Consider the following 24,870-nt stretch of genomic DNA (forward strand, 5'->3'; position numbering starts at 1 on the left):
TATTTGTGAATTATTAGACTAAAGTAAAGTGCCTGCCTTAATCTTGACTTTTTACGACAAAAACACAGCTTATTACGACGCTGTTGTTTATAAACTGCTCATTGTGAAATGTTTAAAGTAAAAACCCTCAAAGTGATAAGGGTTTTAACTTTGACATTACAGAAGTTTAGCCGAAGTAGGCAGTATTGAGGTACAAGTGAGTTAATACACCAGCAAAGTAACCGAGTAAAATGACCGGTGACCATTTTAAGTGGCTATTAAAGGTGTAGATCCCTCGCGCTTGACCCATGAGTGCAACCCCAGCCGCGGAGCCAATTGATAACAGGCTACCACCAATTCCGGCTGTTAGCGTGATAAGCAACCATTGACCGTGCGACATATCAGGCATCATTTGCAGCACTGCAAACATCACTGGAATGTTATCTACTACCGCTGACATTAAACCAAGAATAATGTTCGCACCGGTGGCAGACCAGTTGTTATAAAGTAAATCAGAAAGTAGCGCTAAGTAGCCGATAAACCCTAAACCACCAACACAAATAACGATGCCATAAAAGAACAAGAGCGTGTCCCACTCTGCTCTCGATACACGGCTAAATACATCAAAAGGAACAACGTTACCTAAGCGAGATAAGCGTTCTTTATCACCTTCACGCTCTGCCATCGCACGCTTTCTGGCAAGAGAGCCAGGGAGTGTCACGCGTAAGAAGTAACCAAAAAACTGTAAATAGCCAAGGCCCATCATCATGCCCACAACTGGCGGTAGACCAAAGGCGGTTTTTAGCACCACGGCGGTTAAAATTGTCAGTAAGAATAAGCACAATATGCGAAGCGCACCGCGTTTAAGTTCAATATCTTCATCGGCCGTATCAGGGTGACGGTTATTGATAAATAAAGACATAACAAAGGCAGGAATAATATAGCTGACTAAAGCTGGCAGAAATAAAACAAAGAACTCGGTAAAGGCAACAACATCGGCTTGCCAAACCATCAGTGTCGTGATGTCACCAAATGGGCTGAATGCGCCGCCGGCATTAGCGGCAATCACTATATTTACGCATGACATAGCAATAAAGCGGTTATCATTTGCTGCAACTTTCATTACCACAGCACATAAAAGTAGGGCGGTTGTTAAGTTATCGGCTACAGGTGAAATACAAAATGCCAGTACACCGCTTATCCAAAATAATTGTTTGTAACTAAAGCCCCTCGCAACTAGCCAGCTTCTTAGACCATCAAATAAACGGCGTTCTTCTAGGGCGTTAATGTAGGTCATCGCAACGAGCAAAAATAGCATTAACTCTGAAAATTCTAACAAGGCATGACGAAATGCGTCGGTGCTAAGATCAGATAAGTTTTGTGCACTGTATTGCCAAGCAATAAGGGTCCAAATAATCCCGGCTGCAACTAATACGGGTTTTGATTTGCGTAAGTGAATTTTTTCTTCGAGTATGACGAGCACATAAGCAAAGATAAAAATAACAAGGCAGATAATGCCAACAGGATGGGTGAGTAAATCGATAGTACCAGTTGACGCAGCATGAGCTTGGCCACCGAAACAGAGCAAGGATAGGATCAGTCCTTGTAATAGTTTTTTCATTGTATATTCCACTTAATTCATCTTAAATTCGTTACGGTTTGAGTAAATGTAGCTGCAGACATTTTAAGTTTATTCTTGGCTTTATGTAACAATTTGGTAACTAAGGTGTTGGTATTTTGAATATAAATATGGGTGATGGCGAGAGCAGACCAGTTGTATAATTTGTAATTTAATCAATGGGTTGAGGTTTTAAAATAATAAAGGGCTGCAACGAGCAGCCCCAACTTGAAAATTATGCAAAGTGTTTTTCTAAATCGTCAGAGCCACCAATGTGCTCACCGCCTATAAATACTTGCGGCACTGTCTCACGACCTGAAATTGCTTTTAAACTCGTTAGTGAAGCGTGTTGACCTAATACAATTTCTTCGTACACATAACCTTTCGCCTCTAGTAGCGCTTTAGCTTTGGTACAGAACGGGCAGTTAGGTTTAGTAATAATGCTCACTGATTCTGGTTTTACCTGTGCTGGGTTAATGTATTCAAGCATGGTATCTGCATCAGATACTTCAAACGGGTCACCTGGCTTTTGTGGCTCAATAAACATTTTTTCGATAACGCCATCTTTTACCAGCATAGAATAACGCCAGCTGCGTTTACCAAAACCTAAGTCGTTTTTATCAACGAGCATACCCATACCGTCGGTAAATTCGCCGTTACCATCTGGTAATAGAGTAATGTTTTGCGCTTCTTGGTTTTGCGCCCATGCATTCATTACGAATGTATCGTTTACAGAAATACAAACAATGTCATCAACGCCGTTTTGTTTAAATACAGCTGCAAGCTCGTTATAACGTGGTAAGTGAGTTGATGAGCATGTTGGTGTAAATGCACCAGGTAATGCAAATAACACAACCGTTTTACCTTTAAAAATTTCGTCAGTGGTTATTGATTTCCACTGCTCGTCTACACGTGTTGCGAATGTAACGTTTGGTACTTTTTGGCCTTCGATATTGTTTAACATTGTTTTGATTCCTCTTGATTTGTTGAGTGCCATTATGCAATTTAATTTATGATAGCTCCAATCGTTTGTTTGTATTAGTATGATAGGTAAAAGCTATTGGTGGTGTGATATGAATTTAAAAGACTTCGAATATGTAAAAGCAGTTGCTCGATATAAGCACTTTAGAAAAGCAGCTGATGCGTGCTATGTCAGCCAACCGACATTGAGTGGTCAGGTCAAAAAGCTTGAACAAGAATTGGGGGTTGTTATTTTTGACCGTTCAACAAAACAGGTCACGTTGACTGCGCAAGGTGAGCAACTACTTAAGCAGATCACACTGATCCTAGATCAAATCCAAGTGCTTAAAGAAATAGCCGCCAGCTCACATGACCCATTAAAGGGTAAAATCAATGTAGGTATTATTCCTACCATTGCGCCTTATTTACTGCCAACGCTGCTAACGTCGATGAAGCAAGCCTTTAGTGAAACTCAGTTTTCATTTATAGAAATGCAAACAGCACAAACGCTTGTAGCGCTTGATAATGGTGAGATTGATATTGCCATTGTTGCTGATGTGGCTGATTTAGCGCCTTATCATGTGTCACCGCTTTATAAAGAAGATTTTTTAGTAGCGGTTTCTGAACAACATGCATTAGTAAAACACCCTGAGGTTGCGCTGGCTCAATTACAAGGTTGTGATTTATTGATGCTAAATGAAGGGCATTGCTTTAAAGATCAAGCAGAACAATTTTGCTTTTCAGCAGGGGTTGAGGTGTCAAATCAATATAAAGGCAATAGTATTGAAACCTTACTCGCGCTGGTGGCAATGGATGATGGGTTAACTTTTGTTCCTAAGCTTGCTTGTACACCACGTGAGGGAGTAAAGTACTTAGCAATTACACCAAATCAGCAGCGCCAAGTTGTTATTGCAACCCGTAAGCATTACCCACATATAGCAGGCGTTGAGCAATTAGCCGACTGGCTAAATGCTCATAAGGGACTACAAGCTCATTTACTCGCTAGTAGCTAATTCAACAATATCGTTTATTTGAATGTTTGGTAGTGGTTGCTGATCAATACTTATGGCTACCGCTGATTGCTGATAAAGCTGAGTTACTTTTACCTGGTTAAGTGTGGTGATTTTATGCGGAAGCTTATTACCCTGAGCATCCGTTAGGTAATTATGATGGGCAATATTTAAAATTTGCCCTTGCTCAATCCCGTGCGCCTTACCCAAGTTGATGATTAGCCTATCGTTTTCGATATGCAGTATTTTTCCTTGCGTGGGTAAGCAGGCCATGGCTGCTTGTAAGTCATAGGTTAGGGTTTGGTTTATATCGCTGATAGCTTGGCCATAGTCAGTTGCCCAAAATCGGTCGCTATATACATCGATGATCTCAGTCTTTTTATACGGCCAAATGCCTTCTGTTTGGTAGCTTTTTTGCCAGAGCTTTTCGTAAGTGGTGCCATCAAATAATACGTAATCTACTTTGTATGCACGCTTGAAACTATCATCTTGCCAAAATGCATAATCGTTGTTGATCTTATGGTTAACCGATAAGTCACGAATACGGCTCAGTAATACATATTGCGAGTTACTGCGACTAGTGATCTCTTCAAGTAGCGCATTACTGTAATCGTATTGCTGAGTGAAAAAATGATCTACTCGCAGTGGGATATTGTAATAGGCTGTTGGCTTTGCAGCCATTTGCGTATTGTTTAAGCTGGCATAGAGGTGTTCGCTAATAGCTTTGTTTACGTCAAAAATTTGGCCCATGCGCGCTTGCTCGCGGTTGGCCAGTTGGCTTTGTGTCACAGCAATAAATTTAGTGTATTGGTTTGCTGGGCATTCTTCTGCTTGAGCAAAAATATCTAAGCGAAGCGTTATAGCATAGGTGTCATTATGGCGGTCTTCGCTGATCAGTTCTATTTTTTGGATTTCACCGTGGCTGCTTATTTTTAGCTGATCTTGCGTCAAAACCCCGTCAACGAGGGTTTGTACTGAGCTAACTCGAGCGCCAGAAAACACTAACGCCTGAGTTATGGCGTCTTTAATAGCGGCAGATTTGGCTTGGCTCGTATCGCCATTTTTTATAACAGCATGACCTGTAGATTCAAACCACTGCGCTAAGCTATTGTTAGAAAACAAAATTGTAAAGGCTAAAGCGAACCACTTAAAGTTGGCTCTTGTTTTATTTTTCATGCTGACACCTAGCAATAAAACCAATGAATAACCTTAACGAGCAAGGACTGTACCACAGTGGCATTAAACGTGCATATTTGTAGTCAAAGAGTTTTAAGCGGAAATAAATCATGCGAGCATTATTATTCGGCGGGCTGGTTGCCTGCGCAGCATTAACCGGCTGCAGTAGTATTTTTGATAAACATGTAGAATACACTTACATTGAGCCAGATAGCTACCCAGTGCTAAAAGCCGTGGGTTATGCGCCTATTAGTGCTCAACCTGGTAATAATGAATCGCAGCGCACCCTTCTTGCGATTAAAGCCTCAAAGCTTGAAGCGTATCGAGAGCTTGCTGAGCAAGTTTACGGGCAAAAAATTTCCGCAGGTACCACAGTGCAAAACAGTATCGCACATAATGATCAATTACAAAGCCAAGTACAAGGTGTGATCAAAGGTGCACAGGTGATCAAGACGTATGCAGTAGGCGATACCTATGCAACTGAATTGCAGCTCGATATGAAGCGTGTGCACGATTTATACATCGGCGAAGTAAAACCTCGACAGGTAAAAAAAGTAACGTATTATTAGCGCTTAAATTCTCATAGTTTCAGCTTGGGTGCTATGCTTTAAAAATCATATTTTTTTATTAAAGCATAATGGGTAACACACACGATTACATTCAAGCTGAATATCTTCAAGGCATGCCTTATGTTATCTAAGGCTTGTATTTTTGCTTGTCGTTTTATTGGGCGTTACCGCTTTTTATCTTCTTCAATTGTCATTCTATTTTGCGTCACTAGCGGTGCTTTAGCTGAGCGCTTAGTGATCGAGTTCTCAACCTTTATTCAACAAATGCAGCAACGCTACGGTGCCACGCGAGTTACTGTCGCAAGGCAATGGCAAGGCATGTTGCAGCATGCTCAAAATCTTCCTGAACAACAGCAAATTTTGGTCGTTAATGATTTTTTTGCGCGTAGTTTACGTTATCAAACTGATATCCAGCTATGGAAACAAAATGATTATTGGGCAACCCCACTAGAAACAATGGGAACAGGGCTTGGTGATTGTGAAGATTATGCTATTGCTAAGTACGTCAGCTTACGCGCTTTGGGTATAAGCGATACCAAGCTCCGATTGATTTATGTTAAAGCGCAATTACCTGGAACTAGGAAGACCCAAGCCCACATGGTGTTGGGTTATTACAGTCAACCCAATGAACAACCACTTATTTTAGACAGCTTAATCGTAAAAGTGTTGCCTGCTGCAAAGCGCACCGATCTTAGTCCTGTTTTCAGCTTTAACAGTAAGGGCCTTTGGGCTAACAATTCAGCACAAAGCGTAGCCGATCCGACAGCGAGACTATCACGTTGGCGACATATTTTAGAGCAAACTCGTAAAGAAGGAGTTAAATGGTGAATGTAATTAAAGCGTTTAAACGCAAAAAAACCATTACTTTGAAACAAGAGTTATGGATTGCCATTTTAGTGGTGATCATTATTGGCTTTATTAGCAGTTTGCTGATTAGTACAAGTTCGGCAAAAGACTATTTTACAGCCGAACTTAAAATGAAAAATGTAGATAATGCAAATTCATTAGCGCTAATGTTGAGTCAAATGGATAAGGACCCGGTGGAAATCGAACTGCTTCTTTCGGCGTCGTTTGATACAGGTTATTACCAACGTATTGAATTAAAAGATCCGAATGGCGAGACTATTATAAAACGTGCATTTAAGGGCGAGTTAGTGCTTGATGCACCGAGCTGGTTCCGCCATTTATATTCTCTTGAAGTAGCACCCGGCATTGCGCTTGTCAGTGATGGTTGGCAGCAATATGGTACTTTATATGTTGAAAGTCATAGTCAACATACACAAGATGCGCTTTGGCAAAGTTCGGTGCATTTGTTTTTTAGTTTTCTTGCTGTTGCAGTTGTTGCTTGTATAGCGAGCGCTTACTTCTTATCGAAAATTTTAAGCCCTTTGAGCGATGTAATGCGCCAAGCAATAGCGTTAGGAGAAAAGCGCTTTATTAAATCAAAGGTGCCTAGAACATACGAGTTTGCCAAATTAGTTTCTTCAATGAACTTACTATCTACACGTTTTAGCCGCATCGTGAAAGAAGACCGTCAAAGGCTTGAAGACATGCGTTTTAAGAGCCAGCACGATGACCTGACAGGGCTTGCAAATCGTGAGTATTTTAATGCGACCTTAGATACCTTTTTAGATAATACACAAGGGCATGGCGCATTATTCCTTTTTAGGGTGGTTAATCTTGACGAGCTAACAGAGCAAGTTGGACGTGTAGAGATGGTCGAGTTTTTACGTCTTTTCTCGCAGTCGTTAGTTGCATTTCTAGAGTCAAATGAAGATAGCTTTAGAGAGAGCCATATTGCGCGAATGTCGCATGTCGACTTTTTGGTGTTGTTTTCTGATGTGAGTGATCTAACACTGTTGAGTGACAATATTTTGCAGTCTCATCAGCAATTAGTTGCTCAGTACGCACAGGTGGATCTTGCTGTATCTCATAGTTGCAGTTTAGTTACTACCAACGATACGCGAGGAGCGCTGTTAAAACGGGTTGATAGCTTATTAAAAGTGGCGATTGCAAAGCCTGGTTGTAATGCCCACTTTACTGTAGATGGTACTGCTGAGCTTAGAAATGATGATCTTAATTTTTGGCGAGAAACGATAGAATCAGCATTAAAAGAAAACCAACTAGAAATTGCATTATATCCCGTTACCTCGTTCAGCGACGTTCTTCTACAACAACAAATTTCACTGAGTTTATTGCTCAAAGGAGAGAAGTACGGAATAGGATTTTACTATCAATGGGCACAAAAACTTCAATTACTAGCGCGGCTTGATTGGAGCCTAATGAAATTGATGATTAAGCAATATGGTGAGTTAACAGACGGTGCCTTGCTGGGGATGGAGCTCTCAGCAGGTACCTTACATGATGATATGGCCGTAGCGTCAATTTTGACAGGATTGTGTGCTTACCCTGAACTTGCTAAGCGAATTTGCTTTGAGGTACGAGCAAACACTGCCATTAAAGATTTACCGTTATTCAGGCGTTTTTGCAGTCAGGTGCATAGCATAGGTGCAAAAGTTGCGTTAAAACGCGTTGGGGCTGAGTTTACAAAATTAACTAAAATCCAAGAGCTTGGCCTTGAGATGATAAAGGTAGATAGCGTTTATTGTCATAACATTAGTTTTAATGACTCAAACCAAAGCTTTTTGAGAGGGGTATGCTCATTAGCTCACTCGCTAGGGATTAAGGTTGTTGCTGAAGGGGTTAAAAACCCAAGTGATCAATCAACCTTAAAAGGGCTTGGTTTTGATGGTGTTGTTGCGGTTGAAGAGTCAGTTTAATGACCCTTCACAGCAAGCATTAATTGCATTCGATCGCGTACCTTTAATTTGTGAAAAATTGAGCTCATGTGCTCTTTGACAGTGCGCTCAGTAATATTTAAAACTTGCGCGACTTGTTTGTTGGTTGCACCTTTTATAACTTCATCAACAACCTGTTTTTCACGCTTGGTGAGAGAACTCAGATCACATTGATGCGGATAGTTAATTGCTTGTCCAGATAGCACGCCAACCAAGTTTGAAAGTAATTGCCCAGGAAGCCAAATTCCACCGGCGTTAACGGTTTCAGCAACTTGTTCGATGACAGTTTTGTTTGCAAATGCTTCAATGTATCCGCGTGCACCAAGTTGCAGTGCATCACACAGTTGTTGAATATCCAGCTGAGTTGTCATCACAATCACGGGTAGTCGTTGTGCGGTTAATTTTTGTAGCTGCACTTGCCAATCCGCAGAGTCTGCAAGTAACCAGACTAATGTGTCTGCTAATAATTTCTTAGGACAGGCTGTCTGAATTACGCAATTTGGAAATGCACTTAACCAGTGAGGCGATTGCAAATCATCTTGTGTAATAAAAATACTGCGACGCATGATTACTCCATTAAAAAGCCCGCTAGCGTTCACTCATTGCCAGCGACGTTGCACGCAAAATTGGTTTGAATAAATACTCAAGAACCGTTTTTTTACCGGTAATAATATCGACTTGTGTAGTCATTCCCGGAATGATGGTTAGGTTGTCTGCAAAGTGATTACGATTTGTTTTAAGCTGCACTAAGTAAAATGTATTGTCTCTGTCATCTGTAATCGTATCAGCGCTGATATGAGTAACTTCAGCCTCTAAGCCGCCATAGATCGCAAAATCATAAGCACTAAATTTAATCATTGCAGCTTGACCTGGGCGTAAAAAAGCAATGTCTTTAGGTTGAATTTTAGCTTCAACAACCAATTGATCATCGAGTGGAATAATTTCAATTGCGTCGCTGCCAGGTTGGAGTACTCCGCCAACTGTGTTGACTAATAGGCGTTGAACCGTTCCATTGACGGGGGAGCGGATCTCCGTTTGTGCAACTTTATCAGCAAGTCCAGACTCAGTTTCTTTCATTGCATCAAGCCTGAGTAAGGCTTCTGATAGCTCATTACTCCAGCGATTTATCATGGCAAGCTCAACTTCGGTGACTTTGTTTTTTGCTTCATTTATAGCTGATAGGCTACGATTTATTGCCGCTTTTGTTCGATTTATTTCACCTGTATGTTCAACAATTTGGCGCTCTAAGCGAATTATATCTATGTCTGATACCGCACCTGTGCGAAGTAGGGGGCGAGTTACTGCTAACTCTCGGTTAGCTAAACTCAATGAATTCGTGTGTTGCTGTAATGCAGCCCTAGCTTCGGCATAATCTTGTCGACGCTGCTCTAATTGGCGTTTATGAATGGTAACCTGTTGCTCAAGTTCTTTGTTACTGCTTTCAAAAATAGCTTGTTCATGTAGAACCGCGTCCGGTGCTTGCTCTATCAAGCTGGCAGCAAATAGCAGAGGTTTTTTTTGCGTAAGAGCTTTTAATCGCTCAACTTTAGCAGTCAAAGACAGTACCTTAGCTTGGTTTTCTCTAAATGAAGAAATAAACCGTGTGGGATCAATTTTTATTAAAACATCACCTGCATTAACAACTTGTCCTTCACGTACAAATATCTGCTCGACCATACCGCCATCGTACGACTGCACTATTTGCAATTTGTGAGATGGGATTACACGGCCTTCTCCTCTGGCTACTTCATCGAGATGAGCAAATCCCGACCAAACAATAAGCGCAACAATACTGATACAGATAATGTAAAGCAGTAATCGGGCACTTGCTGGTTGTTGCTGCATTTTTTCCCATTGTGCGTCAACGACCCAGTCTTGACTATTTGGCGGTGATAACCAACCGGAAAAAAGCTTAGAGAAAATAGAGGGACGTTTTGCTTTTTGCTTTTCCAGCACCTTGTTTAGATGCTCAAATGAGCGCTGTTCAATAGGTAAGTTTTTATTACTCATGATACTTTTCCTACTGTATGGTTATTTAAAGCCGATAACACCTGTGCCTTGGGGCCATCAGCAACCACTTTGCCGTTATCAAGTACAATGATGCGGTCTACCAGCTCGAGTAATGAGGTTCTGTGAGTGACGACAATTAGGGTCTTCTCTTGGCAGTTGCGCTTAATATTGTTAATAATTTTACTTTCGCTATTGTGATCAAGTGCTGATGTGGGTTCATCCATCAGTAAGATGGGCGGATTGTTCAGAAGCGCACGTGCAATCCCAACAGCTTGGCGCTGCCCGCCAGAAAGTAGCCGGCCTTGTTCACCCACTTGTAGGTCAAAACCATCTGGGTGTGAGTTTATTAACTCAAATAATTGGCTTTGTTGACACGCAGATAAAATTTGCTCGTCTTTAGCATGCCATGCACTAAGGGTGATATTGTCTTTAAGGGTGCCAAAAAATAAAGAAATTGTTTGTGGTACATAGCCAATGTTATGTCGTAACTCGGCAGGATCGATCTGATGGATATCATTATTATCTATTAAGATACTGCCAGAAGTTGGTTCATACAGGCCGAGAATTAATTTTTCAATTGTGCTTTTACCAGAGCCATTGCGACCAAGAATCGCTACTTTTTCACCAGACTTTATTTTAAAGCTAACACCACTTAATGCTTCATTGCTTTCTTGAGAGTACTTAAACCGAACATCATTAAATTCAATATCACCCAGTAGTACTGGGTGACTTAGCCAGTGCTTGCCGGCTGGGCGTTCAACTTCATTATCCATAATTTCATTGAGTGAATGCATTGCAATTGCGGCATGATGAAACTGAGCTAGCACAGCAGCAGATTGGGTAATTGGAGCCATAGTACGCGACGAAAGTAAGTAGGCTGCAATGAGCCCTCCTTGAGTGAGGTCACCGGAAATAATGAGATGTACGCCAACCATCATAATTATGACCCCAACACATTGCTGAACCCATGAACCTGCATTGCTGATAGAAGATGAAATTAAGCGGCTTTGCGCGTTAACGCGAGCAATGTAAATTGTTGATTTCTCCCAATTGGACTGAGTTTTACACTCACTATGAAAGCTTTTTACATCTTCAATATTAGTTAAGCTTTCAACTAAAATTGCATTGCGCATAGAGCTTGCTTTCATTGTTTGCTCTGAGAGGCTTTCAAGCTTTCGGTGGGCTGCTAATGCGTAACAGAGCAATATCAAAGCCCCGACGATTATTGGTAAGCTTAATTCGACGCCAATGATCGCGATTACGATTAAATAGAGTAAAACAAAAGGTAAATCGACAAGCGCAATAAGGGTCATAGAGCTAAAGAAGCCTCTGACCGCTTCAAATGATTGAATATTACTTGCAAACGAACCTGCAGAAGCGGGGCGGTTTTTTAGTTTCATGCCAAGTACGCGTTCCATAATGACAGCTGAAACTTTGACATCAATACGACTTGCTGCCAGCTCCACAAAGTAACTTCGAACTAACCGTAAAATAAAATCTGCGGTGAGTGCAATTAAAACACCGCTTGCCAGCACCCATAGGGTTTCTACTGCATGATTGGGTACAACTCGGTCATACACATTCATAACAAAAAGCGGCATCGCAATTGATAATACGCCTAATGCAATGGCAGAAACGACTACATCTTTGTATAAACTTCGGCACTCTTTGATGACTCCCCAAAACCAGCCATCTTTGGCTAATTTTTGTAGTACAGGGGAGCGTGCGTCAAAAGCGAATTCGGGCTGTGCATAAATAACCATTGCTGTGCTGCTATCAGCAAGTTTTGTAATACTGATTTTAACGGCGGAGTCATTTAATTCAGGGTAGATGACCTCAGCGCTGTCGTTTTCGATATCAAGCTCAGTAATTACACAGGCTTTATTACCTTTTAGGATTAACACCGCAGGTAACAAAGCTGTATTAAGGTCGCATAGGGGTTTGTGAACAATTTTAGTTTTAAAGCCTATACGTTTAGCGGCACGTGAAAAACCTGACGGAGTCAATAAGCCGTTCTCAAGGGGTAAACCGCTTAATAATGTTTCACGAGAAAATTCTCGATCATGATAGCGGCATAGGGTTTCTAGACAGTCAACAAGGCTGCCACCATGATCTTGAGCATCAGTTTCTTGCATACAATATCCATACTTATACCAATGCGCAAAAATACTAAATTAAGCGAATTGGTATTAAATTCACCATGAGCTTTACGACCAGCCATCTTTCATGACTGCTGGGCGGCTACCTGCGTCGGTTATCACTGCTTCAATGCGACGATTTGCAGCATTTGCTCTAACTGAAATCTCATTTATTCTTGGTTGATCAACACCATAACCAAGCGATTTCACTCTGTTTGGGGCAATACCGTATTGCTGGATTAATATCTCAGCAACCGAAGATGCGCGTTCTTCAGAGAGCTTTCTATTGTGAAGGGCTGGTCCTTCAAGGGAAGCATGTCCTTGAATTTCAACATTTTTGTTGGGGTGTTCTTTTAAGAAATCAGCAAGTCGAGCTATTTCCTGCATATACTGAGGGCGCACAACACTTGAGTCTGCGAGAAAAGGAATGCCAATCTCTACATTACTCGTGTTGCTTCGATACTTTGTGCAGCCTTTTTCATCAACCTCCGTAAATGCAGGAGTAGATGGGCATTCATCTTGCGCATTTGCGATACCATCATTATCATCATCGGCAAATGTCGTAGCTGTTTCGACAGGAGTTGCCGGCATAGTTAAGTAGCTAGGCATAGCGGTTACTGTCATATATGCATTATCTTGCTGTTTTTTTTTCTGCAAGAATGCTTGTCTGCCAATCGTTGCAGCTACATCAAATTTTGGACAAATACTGTCTGCATTTAATGCAATTGGGTCATCAGTTAACTCTGTAATTTTTGGAAACTTGTCGGATGTAACGTTGAGCGTGTCGAGTAATTTACCCATCTCCGCAAGCATAGTTAAAATAGCTGACTGTCTGTCATATAGAGCCGCGATATAAGAACGATTTGATTGAAATGCTTCATTTTCAGCGTCAAGCACATCAAGTAACGTTCTTTGCCCAATATCAAACTGGTCTTTATAGGCATATTTTACTTTATTAGATGACTCTTTATGACTAGCAAGAGAAGGGATCTTATTTTGTAAAACCTGCACATTGTTATAAGCAACTTGAAGGTTTTGTCTGATTTCAATACAGGTTTGGTCGCGCTGATATTTAGCAACATTAATCTCTTGATAGGCTTGATCAAGATTCGCACTGTCTAAGCCACCATTGTATAAATTGTAGCGAATATCTATACCAACTCTTGCCTCAGAGCGAGTTTCATTTAAACCTAACTCATCTCTATCTTGCATTCCGTAGCGTGCAGATAAATCTACATTAGGATGAAATGCGGAGCGTTGTGAATCAGCATTCGCTTTTTGCGCTTCGATATTATACAGAGACGCGTAAAAGTTAGGGCTGCTTTTATAAGCTATATCAAGTGCTTGATTGATGGTGATGGGAATTGCATCATCACTTAGTCTTGCTTTTGCAGTTCCTTTTGTTGGCAGCTCTCCAACAATGCGTAAATAGCGAGCACTTACATCATGCAAGTTTGCATACTCTGTCATAACATTCGATTGCGCAAGCGAGAGGCGACCATTAATTTGTTCAAGATCTGCTGCTCTAGCAACACCAGCACCAACGCTTTGCTCTATTTGCTGATAGACAGCCTCGTGCTCTTTTAAGTTATTTTCAGCAAGCTCAACTAACTCAGTGAACTTTTGCACATCTAGGTAAGCAATACTTGCCTGAAGTGCAATCTTCTCAGCTTGATCAAGTAGTTCGAAATAGCGTATCAGTTGAATTCGTTCAAAGCGCTTAACTGTGTTCGATGTTCTAAAACCATCGTATAGCATTTGCCCTAATGTGAGCTCTGCTGTATTGCGGTTGTATTCATCTTCAATACCGTAGTTACGTTTTTCATAACCTGCACTCGCTGATACATCGACGGTTGGTAAATAACCTGAACGAGCAGCATCAATGCCATACATTGATGCTTTAAATGCATGCCAAGCTTGTTGTACTTCTGGGTTAGATGAAATTGCTTTATCAGATACATAATGCAAAGGCATTACAGAGGTTTGTTCTGCTTGTGCGTCGAATACACTTCCATTCGCTGCAAACATTAAAATAAGTAAAGCGCTGAGCTTTTTGCTAGTGAACTGCTTGCTTATAGCCATATGATCCTCTTTTTAGACTAATTTTTATTCACGCTAAGTTAAGGTTTAGGCAACAATTTCAAATACTGCAAATGATACTTTTGTGTTGCTTTTAGTTTTTTATTAATTGTTTTGTTTATTCGAATATTAGTGAAATAGTGCTGTTTTTTAGTGTTCACCTGTACCATGGTCCAGTAACAAAGTGTTACTTGCTGGCTAAGCTTAAGTTATACAAATGTATTACTCATAGTTTGAGGAAAAGCAAATGGACGCAAATCAATTACTGGTTATTGATGTACAAGGTTCTGCAGGCTTAGTGCAAGCGGATGGTTCTATAAAAGCCCTCTCAGTTGGCGATGTGATAACGGTAGGAGATACTGTTGTTACCGCAGATAACTCGACCATATTAATTGATGTACAAGGAGAGTCGTTGGCGATCCCTGCCAATAAATCAGTGACTATAACCCCTGACTTGCTAGCAAAAGAGACGCAAGATAACTCAGAGAATACCCTTTTCGATGATAGTATCGACGAAGCCATTGCAAGTTTAAATCAACCCAATCAACCAACCCCAGAGCAACAAACAGGCACTGATATCAGTGATTTTTTAGATGCGCTTGAAGGGGGGGGAGACATTTTAGATAATTTAGAGGCGACGGCTGCTGGTGGAGGCGGTGGTGCTGCATCTGGCGGAGGCACCTCGTTTGTAGAGCTAGCACGTATCGCTGAAGGTATCGACCCATCTAGTTTAGCATTTGATGACAGCTTTAACGCTGATAACACTGGCATTTTCTCTCCTAGAGATACAACAGATGGTGTTGTACCTGGTGATGAGTTAATTGCAACATTGAGTGTCAATGAATTAGGTCTTACTAATAATCCACAACCAGTTATATCAGGTACATCTGAAAACCTAGTAGGACAAACGGTCACGGTGACAGTAACCGACGCGAATGGTAATACCCAAGTTGTGACTGTTGTGGTCCAACCAGATGGTACTTTTGTAACCCCACCACTTGACCCATTACCTGATGGTCCAATCACTGTCGATGTGGTTGCTCTTGATCCAAATGGTGACCCTGTATCAGATAATATTGGCGCAAGTATTGATACTGTCGCGCCAGTTGTAACGATTGATACACTTACTGATTCAGCGATTCAAAATGTACTAATTACTGGCACAGTGTCTGGTATTAGCAGTGGTGATACTGTCACTATCACTGTTACAGACAGCGCAGGACAAGTGCAGGTAATAGCGACGCAAGTAGATGATCAAGGAAATTGGAGTATTACGACTGAAGCACTTGCTGAGGGGCTTTATACGGTCGTTGCATCGGCAGTTGATGAGGCTGGCAATGAAGGCAGTGATAGTGAAAATGGTCTAGTCGATCTGACTGCTCCCGTTATAAGTATTGACACCATCGGCGAAACAAATGATACCACGCCAACTATTTCAGGAACGGTAAGTGGAGTCACTGTTGGTAGTGAAATCACTGTCGTGATTACTGGCGCAGATAATACAGTGCAAACCGTAACTGCAATTGTTGCCGAAGATGGTAGTTGGATCGTTGATGTGCCTGATGCACTTGTTGAAGGTGAGTTTACTGTAACTGCAACAGCCGTTGATATTGCTGGAAATGAGGCGCAAGCAACGACCACTGGTGTTATTGATAATACAGCGCCTGTGATTAGTATCACGCCAATTGATGATACGCAGGACACTACGCCAAATATCAGTGGTAATGTTGTTGGTGTTCAACAAGGCACACTTGTTACCGTTGTTGTCACTGATATTAATGGTCAAGTTCAAACATTAACAACGGTAACCGATGCTGATGGGAATTGGAGTTTAGATGTTGTCGCAGATCTTGCAGAAGGGATTTTTGACGTAAGTGCATCCGTAACTGATGCAGCCGGAAATACAGCTCAAGCTGACACCCAAGGGGTTGTTGACTTGACGGCTCCTGACATAACGTTAACAGCTATTGCCAATACAAATGATACAACGCCAACCTTTGTCGGGCGAGTTGAAGGGGTGTCAGAGGGCACCGAAGTTACAATACAAGTTGTTGATAGTAATGGTCAGTCGCAAACGTTGACGGCGCTTGTTCTTGCTGATGGCAGTTATAGTGTTGATGCAATAAGCCCTTTGCCTGAAGGCAGTTTTACGGCAATTGCTACCGTTAGTGATGCTGCGGGTAACTCAGCATCTGCAAATACGACAGGTACTGTCGCATTTTCTCCTATTTCAATCACAATTGATTCTATTGCTGATAGTAATGACACAACACCATTGCTGAGTGGGCAAACCGATGGCGTAGCTACTGGAACGACAATTTCGCTGACAATTACAGCAAGTGATGGGCGGGTTATTAATTTACTCGCAATCACTCAAGCTGATGGAAGTTGGTCTATTCAATTGACAGAGCCTTTACCTGAAGGAGATTTTACAGTTGTCGCATCGGTATTAGATCCTCAAGGTAATGAAGCACAAGCAACCGCGATTGGTAATGTAGATTTAACAGTCAGTATTAATTTCATTATTGATACTAATGACACGACTCCAAGTGTATCTGGTTCAACACAAGATGTTGAACCAGGCGCAGTCGTTACTGTTACATTTACAGGAAGTGATGGAGCGACTGAAACTTTACAAGTTATTACCGATGCAAACGGTAATTGGACTGTTGAAGCAAGTACTGCATTGGCTGAAGGTCAATTCACAGTCACCGCGACAGTAACCGATGAAGTGGGTAATACAGCGACAGCAAAAGAAATAGGGGTCATTGATTTAACCGATCCTACTATTTCAATCAATCCGTTAAATGATACTAATGACACAACTCCACTAATTTCAGGATCTGTTGCAGATGTACCAGTAGGAACGACAGTTACGTTAGTCATTACAGATAGTAATGGTGTTGTGCAAACGATAACAACCACCACAAATGCACAAGGTGTATGGCAAGTCGAAACTTTAAATGAGCTTGCTGAGGGAGATTATACTGTCACTGCAAGCGCAAGCGACGAAGCGGGTAACACCAGTTCAGCAACAGCAACTGGCACAATAGATTTAACTGCACCAATTATTAATATTAATGCAATTGCTGATAGTGATGACACCACGCCGACAATATCTGGCACAACACAAGGGTTAAATGCTGGTAGCACAGTTACAGTCACGGTTACCGACAGTAATGGGAGTGCACAAGTATTTGCAACTGTTACAAATGCCGATGGCAGCTGGTCGATTAATATTGATCAAGAGCTAGCTGAAGGCGAGTTCACTGTTGTTGCGCAAACTCAAGATGAAGCAGGAAATAGCGCACAAGACATTGAAACGGGTGTGATTGATTTAACAGCACCTACCATCACAATTGATGAGTTTAGCGATTCTAATGATGTTACACCCATTATTTCAGGTATTGTATCAGGGGTTGATGCTGGCTCGGTTGTTACGATCATACTCGTTGATAGTAATGGAAATCAGCAAATACTGACGACCACAGTTAATGCAGATAGCAGCTGGCAAGTTGGTGCAAATCAAGTGTTGGCTGAGGGTGAGTTTACAATTACCGCAACAGTGAGTGATCCTGCTGGTAATCAAGCTCAAGATACGACGACAGGGATCATTGATCTAACCGCGCCAATTATAAGCCTTGATAACTTAGGAAGTAGTGCTGACAACACACCTACAATTTCAGGCACAGTGCAAGGCGTTGCAGCAGGCACACCGGTCACTTTAGTTGTCACAGATGCAAATGGCAATAGTCAGACGTTTACTGCAATCACTAATGATAATGGTGTATTTAGTGCAGACGTACCTGGCAGCCTTGCTGATGGGCAATACACGGTTACCGCTACGGTATCTGACTTAGCTGGTAATCAAGCCTCGGATTCAGAAACGGGTACGGTGGATAGTTCATCTTTAACTATCTTAATTGATGCGTTAGGCGAAACAAACGACACAACACCCAGTATTTCAGGTTCAACATTAAATGCAACAGCAGGTGATGTGGTCACGGTGGTGATTATTCCTGCTTCGGGTCCAAGCCAAACATTTACAACAACAGTTGATGCAAATGGAGATTGGAGTATCAATGTATCAGATGAACTTGCAGAGGGTGAGTTTACGATTGATGCCACTGTTACCGACCAATTTGGTAATACCGCAAATGATTCGATCACCGCAGTGGTTGATACGACTGCACCGCTTATTAGCATAGATACCATAGGCGCTATCAATGACAGTACGCCTTTAATTTCAGGCAGCTCACAAGGAGCGACGGCAGGTAATACAGTAACAGTTACTGTTGTCGACTCTCAAAATAATAGCCAAACCTATACGACAACTGTTGATGCTGATGGAAATTGGGCAGTGCCTGTTACAAGTGCAGTGTCGCAGGGGGAATTTACTGTAACAGCCAGCATCACTGATAATGCAGGTAATACAGGCACGGATACTGAAGTTGGTACGTTCGATGGAATTAATCCTTTATTAACGTTAGATTTTGATCCTTTGACTAATGACAGTACGCCGTTGATCACAGGCACAACTGATGTCACTGCAGGCAGTATTGTTACTGTCAACGTTACTGACAGCGATGGCGTGGTACAAACGCTTTCTGCGGTTGTGGCTGCGGACGGAAGCTGGTCAATCAGCCCTAATACGCCTCTAGCTGAAGGGGCGTTCACGGTGACAGCAAGTGTAGAGGATGAATCTGGCAATCAAACGCAAATCACTCAAAACGGTGTTGTTGATCTCACTGCTCCAATTATTACGATTGACAATTTAGGGACGGTCAACGATACAACGCCTACAATTAGCGGACAAACGAATGAGCCTGCGGGTAGTATCGTTACGGTTGTTGTCTCAGATGGTATTAACAGCTATGAATTTAGCGCAACCGTTAATGCTGATGGCAGTTGGTCTGGGGATGTGCCTGCAGAATTAGACGATGGCAACATCAATGTTACAGCGTCAATAACTGATGCTGCAGGCAATCAGGCCCAAGCAACGAATAGCTTTATTTTAAATAGTGCTGCGCCTAGCATTGCAATAGATGCAATCAACGAAACCAATGACACAACGCCAACTATAAGTGGCACCTCAGATGCCCCTAATGGCAGCGTCATAACTATAATTGTTGAAGACAGTAATAACAACAGCCAACAGCTTACTGCAACAGTGCAGAATGGTCAGTGGAGTGTAGAGATACAGCAAGCTTTAAGTGAAGGCACATTTACTGTTAATGCGTCAGTAACAGTTGATGGCTTGACCAGTGATGCTGCTGCTCAAGGCGTAATTGATGTAACAGCGCCGACAGTCAGTATTGATGCCTTAGTAGATAGCAACGATGTTACTCCGATCATTACGGGTCAGACGTCAGGTTTGGCGGCTGGTAGTGTCGTAACACTCACAATTACTGACAGTGCAGGAGCCGTTCAGACAGCATCTGTTGTTATCTCGCAAGATGGTTCATGGTCAGCAGAAGTTAGCAATGCGCTGGCTGAAGGACAGTATTCTGTATTAGCTGAGGTGGTAGATAATGCAGGCAATGAAGCGAGCGACTCTCAATTAGGTATCATCGATTTATCTGCGCCTACAATTAGTATTGATGTGATTGCTGATACAAATGACGTTACACCTACTCTAACGGGTCAAACAACAGGTGTACCGCAAGGCACGCAGGTAACTTTATTAATAACAGATAGTTCGGGTAATACCCAAACTTTAACTACTACCACATTAGCTGATGGATCATGGTCTGTTGATGCTGAGGTTATTATCGCTGAAGGAAGCTTCACTGTCGAAGCATCTGTGAGTGATGTTGCCGGAAACTCTGCTTCAACCTTGGCAACCGGTTTAATTGATTTAACAGCCCCTACTATTAGTGTTGATCCATTGTCAGATAGTGCTGATGTAACACCGCTGATCAGTGGTGTAGCGAATGGTGTGGCAGCAGGTACACTTGTTAATTTAGAAATCACCGATAGTGCTGGTAATGTTCAAACAGCGACAGCGATTGTTCAAGCGGACGGCAGCTGGTCTGTTGAGCCTAGCGTAGCAATTGCTGAAGGAGAATTTACTGTTGTTGCTACAGTACAAGATACTGCAGGAAATCAAGGATCTGACACCGCAACGGGTAATATCGATACCACAGCACCAAGTGTATTCATTGATCCTCAAAATATCACAAATGATACAACCCCAGTATTCTCAGGACAAAGCTCAGGCGTTCCTGCAGGTACTGAGGTGAGACTAACTGTTACCGACAGTGCTGGTAATATTCAAACTTTAATTGCTATTACTACTGCTGACGGAAGCTGGTCAGTTGCTGCAACTGAAGTACTTGCCGAGGGTAATTACACTATTGAAGCAGAAGTTTCAGATGCGGCAGGTAATATTGGCACCGATAGTGCCACTGGTGAAATCGACATTACCGCACCGACGATTAGCCTTGATGCCTTGGCCGATAGTAATGATGTGACACCGCTGATTAGTGGGCAAACCACCGGAGCGGCTGTGGGCAGCTTAGTGCTGCTTACTATCACTGACAGTGCCGGTAATGTCCAAAGTGCGACAGCGACGGTGCAAGCGGATGGCAGTTGGTCTGTTGAGCCAAGTACGGCATTAGCTGAAGGTGATTATACCGTGGTGGCCACCGTGAGCGACGCGGCGGGTAACGAAGGCAGCGATACTGAAACAGGCACCATCGATGTGACGGCACCAACGATTAGCATTGATGCGCCAGCACTGACCAACGACAATACACCGACGGTCACTGGCACCTCAGACTTAGCCAATACCTCACTCGCCGTGACCTTTACCGATGCTGATGGTATCAGCCATAGCGTGACAGTCACCACAGATGCTTCAGGTAATTGGAGCGCCGAAGCAGGGCAAGCCTTAGCCGATGGCAACTACACAGTCAGTGCCAGTATCAGTGATGCAGCAGGTAATAACAGCAGTGCCAGTGACAGTGGTGAAGTCGACACCATTCCACCGGAGCTTGCTTTTGTGCCGACCTTCTTACTGGGTCAACTGGTGACCTTAAGTGGTACATCAGATTTACCCGCCGGTAGCACAGTGACCATCACCCAAACCTTATTAGGCGGTGGCAGTGTGACATATACGGCAACCACCGATGCCAATGGTGATTGGTCACTGACAGGATTAACCGTGCCGTTAGCGAACCTAGCGTCGATAACAGCCAGTGCATCGGATGCTGCAGGCAATGTACGTACTATCAGTTCAAGTGACTTTGATGGTACACCACCGACACTCACCGTTAATGTGGATGCAATAGGAAATGACAATACACCGCTCATCAGTGGTACCAGTGATGCAGGTGAAGGTACACAAGTGACCGTGGTCGTCACCGATGCCAATGGTGATAGCAGCACCTTGACAGCGACAGTGGATGCCAGCGGTAATTGGTCAGTGAGTCCAACAACGGTCTTAGCTGATGGTCAATTTACTGTTGACGCCAGTGTGCGTGATGGAGTGGGTAACCTTACAGAAGAAACGGTGACTGGGGTCATTGATACCGTTGCACCAAGCTTAACCTTAACGGGCGTTGGGGCGGGTAGTGATGTGACGCCAACTTTAAGCGGCACAAGTAATGAAATCGGCGCGTTAGTAACTATCACAGTGACTGATAGTAACGGTGTGGTACAAACTTTCTCAGCCACAGTGGGCAGTGATGGAACCTGGACTAGTGAAGTGCCAAACGGTTTAGCTGAAGGTGATTACACTGTGTCAGCAACAGTGAGTGACGTGGCGGGCAATAGTACAACAATCAGTGCCTCAGGTAGTATTGATACGGTAAATCCTACAGTCGTTGTGAATGATAATGGCTTAAGTAATGATAATACCCCAACAATCAGCGGTACATCTACCGAGCCTGCGGGCACAATTGTAAATATTATAGTTACAGACAGTAATGGCGATAATTATAGTTTTACAGCTGTTGTAAGTGCTGCAGGCACATGGCAAACAGACGCATCTGAAATACCTGATGGTAACTATACAATTACTGCAACAATCACAGATGCTGCGGGTAATACAGGGAGTGATACAGGCTCAGGAACGATAGACACTACAGCGCCTCTCATTACAATCAACAATCTAGGCACAATTAACACCGCAACACCAACTATTAGTGGTACATCTTCGGAGCCAGCAGGCACTGTTATTTCACTTGTATTAACAGATACCAGTGGTGGTGAGATCAGTTTGACTGCAACCGTTGATGGTGCTGGTAATTGGTCTGTCACCTCTTCATCGTTAGCGAATGATGACTACAGCGTGGTTGCTACAGTAGAAGATGCAGCAGGAAATAGCGCCTCAGCAACAGAGAATTTCACCTTGAATACCAGTGCGCCTAGTATTTCAATTGATGCCCTAGGCCAAACGAACGATACAACGCCTACTATTTCAGGAACAACCAGTGCTCCTGACGGCAGTACGGTAACAGTGACTATAAATGATGGCACCAATCCAGTTGAAACACTGACAGTAAGTGTCTCAGGTGGTATTTGGACTGTTACTGCTAATAATGCATTAACTGAAGGGGATTTTACGGTTACTGCTAGCGTTACTGTAGGTGGCGTTGAAGGTACAGACTCTGCTGTAGGAACAATTGATTTAACCCCTCCTACCATTGCAATTAATGATATTGCACAAACCAATGATACAACCCCAACAATAAGTGGTACAACGGATGCACCGGTAGGAAGCACAGTTACAGTGATCATTACTGATTCACAAGGCAACCCACAAACTTTAGTCGCTACGGTATTAGCGAACGGAAGTTGGTCAGTGTCTGCAACCACTATACTGGCAGAAGGTAGTTTTACTGTTAATGCTTCAGTCACCGATGCAGCCGGTAATACCGGCACCGATAGTGCCACTGGTGAAATCGACATTACCGCACCGACGATTAGCCTTGATGCCTTGGCCGATAGCAATGATGTGACACCGCTCATCAGTGGGCAAACCACCGGGGCGGCTGTGGGCAGCTTAGTGCTGCTTACTATCACTGACAGTGCCGGTAATGTCCAAAGTGCGACAGCGACGGTGCAAGCGGATGGCAGTTGGTCTGTTGAGCCAAGTTCGGCATTAGCCGAAGGGGATTATACCGTGGTGGCCACCGTGAGTGACGCGGCGGGTAACGAAGGCAGCGATACTGAAACAGGCACCATCGATGTGACGGCACCAACGATTAGCATTGATGCGCCAGCGCTGACCAACGACAATACACCGACGGTCACTGGCACCTCAGACTTAGCCAATACCTCACTCGCCGTGACCTTTACCGATGCTGATGGTATCAGCCATACCGTGACAGTCACCACTGATGCTTCAGGCAATTGGAGCGCCGAAGCAGGGCAAGCCTTAGCCGATGGCAACTACACAGTCAGTGCTAGTATCAGTGATGCAGCAGGTAATAACAGCAGTGCCAGTGACAGTGGTGAAGTCGACACCATTCCACCGGAGCTTGCTTTTGTGCCGACCTTCTTACTGGGTCAACTGGTGACCTTAAGTGGTACATCAGATTTACCCGCCGGTAGCACAGTGACCATCACCCAAACCTTATTAGGCGGTGGCAGTGTGACATATACGGCAACCACCGATGCCAATGGTGATTGGTCACTGACAGGATTAACCGTGCCGTTAGCGAACCTAGCGTCGATAACAGCCAGTGCATCGGATGCTGCAGGCAATGTACGTACTATCAGTTCAAGTGACTTTGATGGTACACCACCGACACTCACCGTTAACGTGGATGCAATAGGGAATGACAATACACCGCTCATCAGTGGTACCAGTGATGCAGGTGAAGGTGCACAAGTGACCGTGGTCGTCACCGATGCCAATGGTGATAGCAGCACCTTGACAGCGACAGTGGATGCCAGCGGTAACTGGTCAGTGAGTCCAACAACGGTCTTAGCCGATGGTCAATTTACTGTTGACGCCAGTGTGCGTGATGGAGTGGGTAACCTCACAGAAGAAACTGTTACAGGGGTCATTGATACCGTTGCACCAAGCTTAACCTTAACGGGTGTTGGGGTTGGTAGTGATGTGACGCCTGAGTTCACAGGACGTAGTAATGAAATTGGTGGCACGGTGACGGTAACGGTGACAGATAATGATGGCACCGTACAAACACTGACCGCAACCGTTGACAGTAGCGGTGGTTGGCGCGTGGAAGTACCGAATGGACTCGCCGAAGGTGACTACACTGTATCAGCGACAATTACTGATGAAGCGGGTAATCCAACAACGGTTAACGCCACAGGCTCTATTGATACCACAACCCCAGTGGTGGAGGTTAACGATAATGGCTTAGGCAATAATAGCACACCGCTTATTACGGGCACCTCTACTGAGTCTGCTGGAGCAAGTGTGAATATATCCATCACAGACAGTAATGGTGACATACACACAGCCACGGCGACAGTGCAAGCCGATGGGTCGTGGCAAGCCACAGCACCGAGCTTGCCTGATGGCGCTTATACCGTGACAGCAACGATTGTTGATGCGGC

Annotated in this window: 12 protein-coding genes; 5 read left to right on the plus strand and 7 right to left on the minus strand. The window is 43.3% G+C overall.

Annotated elements, in window-relative coordinates; all coding sequences use genetic code 11:
- Window positions 1–166 precede the first annotated feature (166 nt).
- A complete protein-coding gene (nhaD, locus tag ISP07_RS10985; RefSeq protein WP_054554368.1) occupies window positions 167–1,600 on the minus strand; it encodes a sodium:proton antiporter NhaD in 1,434 nt (477 codons plus the stop codon).
- Window positions 1,601–1,832: 232 nt separating this feature from the next.
- The gene (locus ISP07_RS10990) at window positions 1,833–2,561 is read right to left on the minus strand and encodes a glutathione peroxidase (RefSeq protein ID WP_209327640.1); all 729 of its coding nucleotides are present in this window, start codon (window positions 2,559–2,561) and stop codon (window positions 1,833–1,835) included.
- A 109-nt stretch (window positions 2,562–2,670) separates the two neighbouring features.
- On the opposite strand from ISP07_RS10990, the gene ISP07_RS10995 reads away from it, so the two are divergent.
- Entirely contained in the window at window positions 2,671–3,570 is a 900-nt protein-coding gene (locus ISP07_RS10995) for a LysR substrate-binding domain-containing protein (RefSeq protein WP_209327641.1), read from the plus strand.
- On the opposite strand, the gene ISP07_RS11000 is transcribed toward ISP07_RS10995, so the two are convergent.
- Entirely contained in the window at window positions 3,553–4,743 is a 1,191-nt protein-coding gene (locus tag ISP07_RS11000; RefSeq protein ID WP_054554371.1) for a flagellar assembly protein FlgT, read from the minus strand. The two genes, ISP07_RS10995 and ISP07_RS11000, sit on opposite strands and share 18 nt — an antisense overlap.
- Window positions 4,744–4,853: 110 nt before the next feature.
- Here ISP07_RS11000 and ISP07_RS11005 point away from each other — a divergent pair, with 110 nt between their 5' ends.
- The 3 genes from ISP07_RS11005 (at window position 4,854) to ISP07_RS11015 (ending at window position 8,092) form a co-directional block, all read left to right on the plus strand.
- Window positions 4,854–5,312, plus strand: coding sequence for an LPP20 family lipoprotein (locus tag ISP07_RS11005; RefSeq protein WP_054554372.1), 459 nt, complete (start codon window positions 4,854–4,856; stop codon window positions 5,310–5,312).
- A 120-nt stretch (window positions 5,313–5,432) separates the two neighbouring features.
- A complete protein-coding gene (locus tag ISP07_RS11010) occupies window positions 5,433–6,140 on the plus strand; it encodes a transglutaminase-like cysteine peptidase (RefSeq protein WP_209327642.1) in 708 nt (235 codons plus the stop codon).
- A complete protein-coding gene (locus ISP07_RS11015) occupies window positions 6,134–8,092 on the plus strand; it encodes a LapD/MoxY N-terminal periplasmic domain-containing protein (protein WP_209327643.1) in 1,959 nt (652 codons plus the stop codon). Before ISP07_RS11010 ends, ISP07_RS11015 begins: the two co-directional genes overlap by 7 nt.
- On the opposite strand, the gene ISP07_RS11020 is transcribed toward ISP07_RS11015, so the two are convergent.
- The 4 genes from ISP07_RS11020 to ISP07_RS11035 form a co-directional block, all read right to left on the minus strand.
- Window positions 8,089–8,676 carry a LuxR C-terminal-related transcriptional regulator gene (locus ISP07_RS11020; RefSeq protein WP_054554374.1) on the minus strand — a complete coding sequence of 196 codons (588 nt, stop codon included), beginning with the start codon at window positions 8,674–8,676 and terminating at the stop codon, window positions 8,089–8,091. The two genes, ISP07_RS11015 and ISP07_RS11020, sit on opposite strands and share 4 nt — an antisense overlap.
- A 22-nt stretch (window positions 8,677–8,698) precedes the next feature.
- Window positions 8,699–10,120 carry an HlyD family type I secretion periplasmic adaptor subunit gene (locus tag ISP07_RS11025; RefSeq protein ID WP_209327644.1) on the minus strand — a complete coding sequence of 474 codons (1,422 nt, stop codon included), beginning with the start codon at window positions 10,118–10,120 and terminating at the stop codon, window positions 8,699–8,701.
- Window positions 10,117–12,255 carry a type I secretion system permease/ATPase gene (locus tag ISP07_RS11030; protein ID WP_166341760.1) on the minus strand — a complete coding sequence of 713 codons (2,139 nt, stop codon included), beginning with the start codon at window positions 12,253–12,255 and terminating at the stop codon, window positions 10,117–10,119. The genes ISP07_RS11025 and ISP07_RS11030 overlap by 4 nt, the downstream gene beginning before the upstream one ends.
- A gap of 72 nt (window positions 12,256–12,327) precedes the next feature.
- Window positions 12,328–14,340 carry a TolC family outer membrane protein gene (locus tag ISP07_RS11035; RefSeq protein ID WP_228290594.1) on the minus strand — a complete coding sequence of 671 codons (2,013 nt, stop codon included), beginning with the start codon at window positions 14,338–14,340 and terminating at the stop codon, window positions 12,328–12,330.
- 244 nt (window positions 14,341–14,584) lie between these two features.
- Between ISP07_RS11035 and ISP07_RS11040 the strand changes: the two genes are divergently transcribed.
- The coding region (locus tag ISP07_RS11040; RefSeq protein WP_209327645.1) for an Ig-like domain-containing protein at window positions 14,585–24,870 on the plus strand (10,286 nt) is incomplete at its 3' end.

Origin of the sequence: Pseudoalteromonas sp. PA2MD11 (assembly GCF_017808125.1) — a bacterium.
In the GTDB taxonomy this organism is placed as follows: Bacteria; Pseudomonadota; Gammaproteobacteria; order Enterobacterales; family Alteromonadaceae; genus Pseudoalteromonas; species Pseudoalteromonas simplex.